Source organism: Flaviaestuariibacter terrae (assembly GCF_054777635.1).
Window position 1 is genome coordinate 1 of record NZ_BAAHAL010000020.1, and the last position, 6,085, is coordinate 6,085.

Below are 6,085 nucleotides of genomic sequence, written 5' to 3' on the forward strand. Positions count from 1 at the left end.
GCGCATAAAAAAAGCCCCACATTACTGTGGGGCTGATTTTGTAATAAATATGGCGGCTACCTACTCTCCCGCATGTTGGTGCAGTACCATCGGCCATGAGGGGCTTAACTTCTCTGTTCGGGATGGGAAGAGGTGAACACCCTCGGCAAAACCACCATAATTCGATGAGTAATGAGTAAGGAATAATGAGTTATTCGCTACTGATTACGCTAATGATGCGTGCCGTTCCTTCGTCCCTCCGTGGGAGGGGGTGGGGAGGCAAATAAGGTGACATATTGGAATCGTTGCTAACCGGAGGTAATAATAAAAATTAAAGCGTACGGGCAATTAGTACTACTCGACTTTGCTATCACTAGCTTTACATCTGTAGCCTATCAACGTCATCGTCTCTGACGACCCTTAAAAGTAAACTCATCTTGAGGAAGGTTTCACGCTTAGATGCTTTCAGCGTTTATCCTGTCCGTACATAGCTACTCTGCGCTGCACCTGGCGGCACAACAGATACACCAGCGGTACGTACGACCCGGTCCTCTCGTACTAAGGTCATGTCCTCTCAATTTACTTGCGCCCACCACAGATAGGGACCGAACTGTCTTGCGACGTTCTGAACCCAGTTCACGTGCCACTTTAATCGGCGAACAGCCGAACCCTTGGGACCTTCTCCAGCCCCAGGATGTGACGAACCGACATCGAGGTGCCAAACCTCCCCGTCGATATGAGCTCTTGGGGGAGATCAGCCTGTTATCCCCGGAGTACCTTTTATCCTTTGAGCGATGGCCCTTCCATACAGAACCACCGGATCACTTCAGCCGGCTTTCGCCCCTGCTCGACGCGTCTGTCTCACAGTCAAGCTCCCTTATACTGATGCGCTCTTCGTACGATTACCAACCGTACTGAGGGAACCTTTGCAAGCCTCCGTTACTTTTTAGGAGGCGACCACCCCAGTCAAACTACCCACCATGCACTGTTTCCCATTTCGGGGATTAGACCCTAAGCAAACGAAGGTTGGTATTTCAACGATGACTCCATGACCCCTGGCGAGGCCACTTCACAGTCTCCCAACTATCCTACACATCGGTTGCTCAGAATCAATGCAAAGTTGTAGTGAAGGTTCACGGGGTCTTTCCGTCCCGTGGCGGGTAACCGGCATCTTCACCGATACTACAATTTCACCGGGCTCGTGGAGGAGACAGTGTTCAACTCATTAGACCATTCGTGCAGGTCGGAACTTACCCGACAAGGAATTTCGCTACCTTAGGACCGTTATAGTTACGGCCGCCGTTTACTGGGGCTTCAGTCAGAAGCTTTGGGTTACCCCGAACATCCTTCCTTAACCTTCCAGCACCGGGCAGGTATCAGGCCCTATACGTCATCTTGCGATTTTGCAGAGCCCTGTGTTTTTGTTAAACAGTTGGTTGAACCATTTTACTGTGCCCTACCGAAGTAGGGACGCTTTATCCCGAAGTTACAGCGTCAATTTGCCTAGTTCCTTCTCCACGGCTCACCCGAGCGCCTGAGAATATTCTTCCCGTCTACCTGTGTCGGTTTGCGGTACGGGCCGCATTAGCCTAACCTTAGAGGTTTTTCTCGGCAGCTTTTAGGTTCACTCACCGTAGCCGAAGCCTTGGTGTACTTTCAGTCTTTGCCAGACTCTCCGGATTTACCTGGAGAACCTATAGCTACAACCTTAATCGCACTATTCCGTAAGTGCGAGGAACTTTCAATACTGCGTCACCCCATCGAAACTAATGCGGGTACTGGAATATTAACCAGTTTTCCATCAGATACCCCTTTCGGGTTCTCCTAAGGACCCGACTAACCCTGATCCGATTAACGTTGATCAGGAACCCTTAGACTTTCGGCGACAAGGTTTTTCACCTTGTTTATCGTTACTTATACCTACATTTTCTTTTGAAGCCGCTCCAGCATACGTCGCCGTACACCTTCGATGCTGCTTCAATGCTCCCCTACCGTATACACACGTAGTGTGCAACATAAAGCTTCGGTTCGTAGTTTGATGCCCGATTATTTTCCGTGCAAGGTCTCTCGACCAGTGAGCTGTTACGCACTCTTTAAATGAATGGCTGCTTCCAAGCCAACATCCTGGCTGTTATAGAAACCTCACCTCGTTTGATCAACTTAACTACGTATTAGGGACCTTAGCTGTTATTCTGGGTTATTTCCCTCTCGGCCATGGACCTTAGCGCCCACAGCCTCACTGCCGCAGATATTTATGAGCATTCGGAGTTTGTCAGGGTTTGGTAGGCGGTGAAGCCCCCTAGCCCAATCAGTAGCTCTACCTCTCATAAACTTCTAAAATGCGACGCTGTTCCTAAAAACATTTCGGGGAGAACGAGCTATCTCTCAGTTTGATTGGCCTTTCACCCCTATCCACAGGTCATCGCAAAACTTTTCAACGTTTACGCGTTCGGCCCTCCAGCGTGTGTTACCACACCTTCAGCCTGCCCATGGATAGATCACAAAGTTTCGCGTCTACCCCCACTGACTAAACGCCCTGTTCGGACTCGCTTTCGCTACGGCTCCGTTACTTAAGAACTTAACCTCGCCAGTGAGGAGTAACTCGTAGGTTCATTATGCAAAAGGCACGCCGTCACCCTATTACTAAGGCTCCGACCGCTTGTAGGCACACGGTTTCAGGTACTATTTCACTCCCTTGTTTAGGGTGCTTTTCACCTTTCCCTTACGGTACTGGTTCACTATCGGTGTCTGAGGAGTATTTAGCCTTACCAGATGGTGCTGGCAGATTCAGGCAGGATTTCTCCGGTCCCGCCCTACTCAGGATACTGCTCGTCCAAGTCAATTTACGCGTACGCAGCTTTCATGCTCTATGGCCCCACTTTCCAGAAGGTTCCGCTTGATGACTCTTTCTAAATGCAGTCCTACAACCCTCAAGGAGCACGCTCCTCAAGTTTAGGCTCTTCCCGTTTCGCTCGCCACTACTCAGGGAATCATTATTTATTTTCTTTTCCTCCCGGTACTTAGATGTTTCAGTTCCCGGGGTTGGCTCACCTTGCGGTGTAACACGCCTTCAGCGTGCTGGGTTGTCCCATTCGGAGATCCAGGGATATAATACTCGTGTGCAGTTCCCCCTGGCTTATCGCAGCTTACCACGTCCTTCGTCGCCTCTCAGACCCAAGGCATCCACCATGTGCCCTTACTTGCTTTAAAAAATTTAGAAATTGTATTTGTTACCCGACCACTTCAGAAAAGACCATCCATTATTACTAATTTACTGATCTATTATCCTATGTGATCGTGTGATTACTCATCACGATTAACAACTTTTTGATTCCAATATGTCAAAGAACTTCCCGGTCCACCAGGAGGATGAGGAAGCAGTAACCAGTAATGAGTAGACACTCATAAGGCAGATCACCTTTTACTCAACCACCATTCCGTGGGCGGCTTTTGTCAGATGTTACCTGTTCGCCAGGTGTAGGCCATCCCTGCGGATGCCGCATCTAAAAGAAAGAAAGAAAAGAACTAACAAAACATCATCCTCACTAACCCAACATCACTTCCCTGTGGAGGATATCGGAGTCGAACCGATGACCCCTAGCTTGCAAAGCTAGTGCTCTAGCCAGCTGAGCTAATCCCCCGGCCTTTCGTTGGTAGACCCGAGCAGATTTGAACTGCTGACCCCTACATTATCAGTGTAGTGCTCTAACCAGGCTGAGCTACGGATCTCTTTGGTTTGTAGCCCCCGTAGTTACGGGTTCCATTGTAAAGAACAATAAAATTGAAAGAAAAAGGAAAACAACAAGCGCGCTACCTAAATAGTGTGTCTCCGAAGAAACATCTGGTGAGCTAAGCTCTAAAAAGGAGGTATTCCAGCCGCACCTTCCGATACGGCTACCTTGTTACGACTTAGCCCCAGTTACCAGTTTTACCCTAGGCGACTCCTTGCGGTTATCGACTTTAGGTACACCCGGCTTCCATGGCTTGACGGGCGGTGTGTGCAAGGTCCGGGAACGTATTCACCGTATCATTGCTGATATACGATTACTAGCGATTCCAGCTTCACGCAGTCGAGTTGCAGACTGCGATCTGAACTGAGAGACGGTTTTTGGGATTGGCTCCTTATCGCTAAGTGGCAGCCCTTTGTCCGTCCCATTGTAGCACGTGTGTAGCCCTGGGCATAAAGGCCATGATGACCTGACATCATCCCCTCCTTCCTCGCGTCTTACGACGGCAGTTTCACTAGAGTTCCCAGCGTTACCTGATGGCAACTAGTGATGGGGGTTGCGCTCGTTGCGGGACTTAACCCAACACCTCACGGCACGAGCTGACGACGGCCATGCAGCACCTTACAATCTGTGTATTGCTACAAAATGAGCTTTCACCCACGGTCAGACTGCATTCTAGCCCAGGTAAGGTTCCTCGCGTATCATCGAATTAAACCACATGCTCCACCGCTTGTGCGGACCCCCGCCAATTCCTTTGAGTTTCAACCTTGCGGTCGTACTTCCCAGGTGGGATACTTAATGCTTTCGCTCAGACACACACAGTGTATCGCGTATGTCGAGTATCCATCGTTTAGGGCGTGGACTACCAGGGTATCTAATCCTGTTTGATCCCCACGCTTTCGTGCCTCAGAGTCAATGCAGGTGTAGCGAGCTGCCTTCGCAATCGGTGTTCTATGTCATATCTAAGCATTTCACCGCTACATGACATATTCCGCTCACCTCCACCGCATTCAAGACGGATAGTATCCATGGCAGTTTCCGAGTTAAGCTCAGAGATTTCACCACGGACTTACCTGCCCTCCTACGCACCCTTTAAACCCAGTGAATCCGGATAACGCTTGCACCCTCCGTATTACCGCGGCTGCTGGCACGGAGTTAGCCGGTGCTTATTCCTAGGGTACCGTCAGACTACGTAGAAACGTAGATTTCGTCCCCCATAAAAGAAGTTTACAATCCAGAGGACCTTCATCCTTCACGCGGCATGGCTGGTTCAGACTTGCGTCCATTGACCAATATTCCTTACTGCTGCCTCCCGTAGGAGTCGGGCCCGTGTCTCAGTGCCCGTGTGACTGGTCGTGCTCTCACACCAGTTACTGATCGAAGGCTTGGTGGGCCGTTACCCCGCCAACTACCTAATCAGCCGCACACCCATCCAGGACCTCCGGAGATTTAATAGCTAAGTGATGCCACTTTACTATCTTATGGGGTATTAATCCTCCTTTCGGAGGGCTATGCCCCAGTCCCGGGTAAGTTGTGTACGTGTTCCGCACCCGTTTGCCGGTCGCCATCAGTTGTATTGCTACAACCATGCTGCCCCTCGACTTGCATGTATTAAGCCTGCCGCTAGCGTTCATCCTGAGCCAGGATCAAACTCTCCATTGTAAATGTGTTGTTTGACTTCCTGACTAGAAAATTCTCAGTTCGAAAATTGTTCGAGTCATTGTGTCGAATTTTATTCGCATATTCACCTTACCTATTATACATAGCAGTAAATAAATTTACTTGCTGTTGCTTTCCCTTCTTTCAAAGAACTTCAATCATTCCGTATTACTACTTCCCGACTGTTTCGCAGATGATCCGGTTTCGAACCGCAGACCGCTTGACTACCAAGCATCTCACCCAACTTTTTCCAAGAACTCAACCCGCTTGCAGCGCCCCGTTTTTCGAAGCGGAGTGCAAAGGTAAGAGCCTCGTGCATTCTGGCCAAATTTATTTTTAAAACTTCCCGATCTTTTCCAAAGAATCAACCGCCGTCTCAAAACCATCCAACCAGTATTTTTAAGAGCTAACCGCCTTTTTCAGAAGCGGAGTGCAAAGATAGAAGACCCAGCGTTACCAGCCAAACTTTATTTCGATTTTCTTAGAAAATTTCTTCCAACCGAAACCCGCTTAACTAACTAGAAACCAACTACTTAAAGAGCAACTCCGTTCTTTCAAAGCGGACGGCAAAGATACACCCCCACAACCCACCGTTCCAAATCTTTTTCAAGATTTTTCTTCTAAAATTTCGTCAAAGAAATAAAGGGGAGAAATGTACCGCAAACCGTCCTGTCAAAAAGCGGACGCAAAGATAGGCAGCACAGCCGTCGCGGCCAAAC

Annotated in this window: 2 tRNA genes and 3 rRNA genes; all 5 read right to left on the bottom strand. The window is 49.1% G+C overall.

The features are described 5' to 3' along the window. Positions 1-47 precede the first annotated feature (47 nt). Positions 48-159, bottom strand: a 5S ribosomal RNA gene (gene rrf / locus ACYU7Z_RS16435). Positions 160-307: 148 nt separating this feature from the next. Then, positions 308-3,189, bottom strand: a 23S ribosomal RNA gene (locus tag ACYU7Z_RS16440). Positions 3,190-3,546: 357 nt separating this feature from the next. Continuing rightward, positions 3,547-3,620: transfer RNA gene (locus tag ACYU7Z_RS16445), tRNA-Ala, on the bottom strand. Positions 3,621-3,630: 10 nt separating this feature from the next. Continuing rightward, positions 3,631-3,708: transfer RNA gene (locus ACYU7Z_RS16450), tRNA-Ile, on the bottom strand. A gap of 131 nt (positions 3,709-3,839) precedes the next feature. Continuing rightward, a 16S ribosomal RNA gene (locus ACYU7Z_RS16455) occupies positions 3,840-5,369 on the bottom strand. Together the 16S, 23S and 5S rRNA genes with 2 tRNA genes alongside form the textbook arrangement of a ribosomal RNA operon. Positions 5,370-6,085 lie beyond the last annotated feature (716 nt).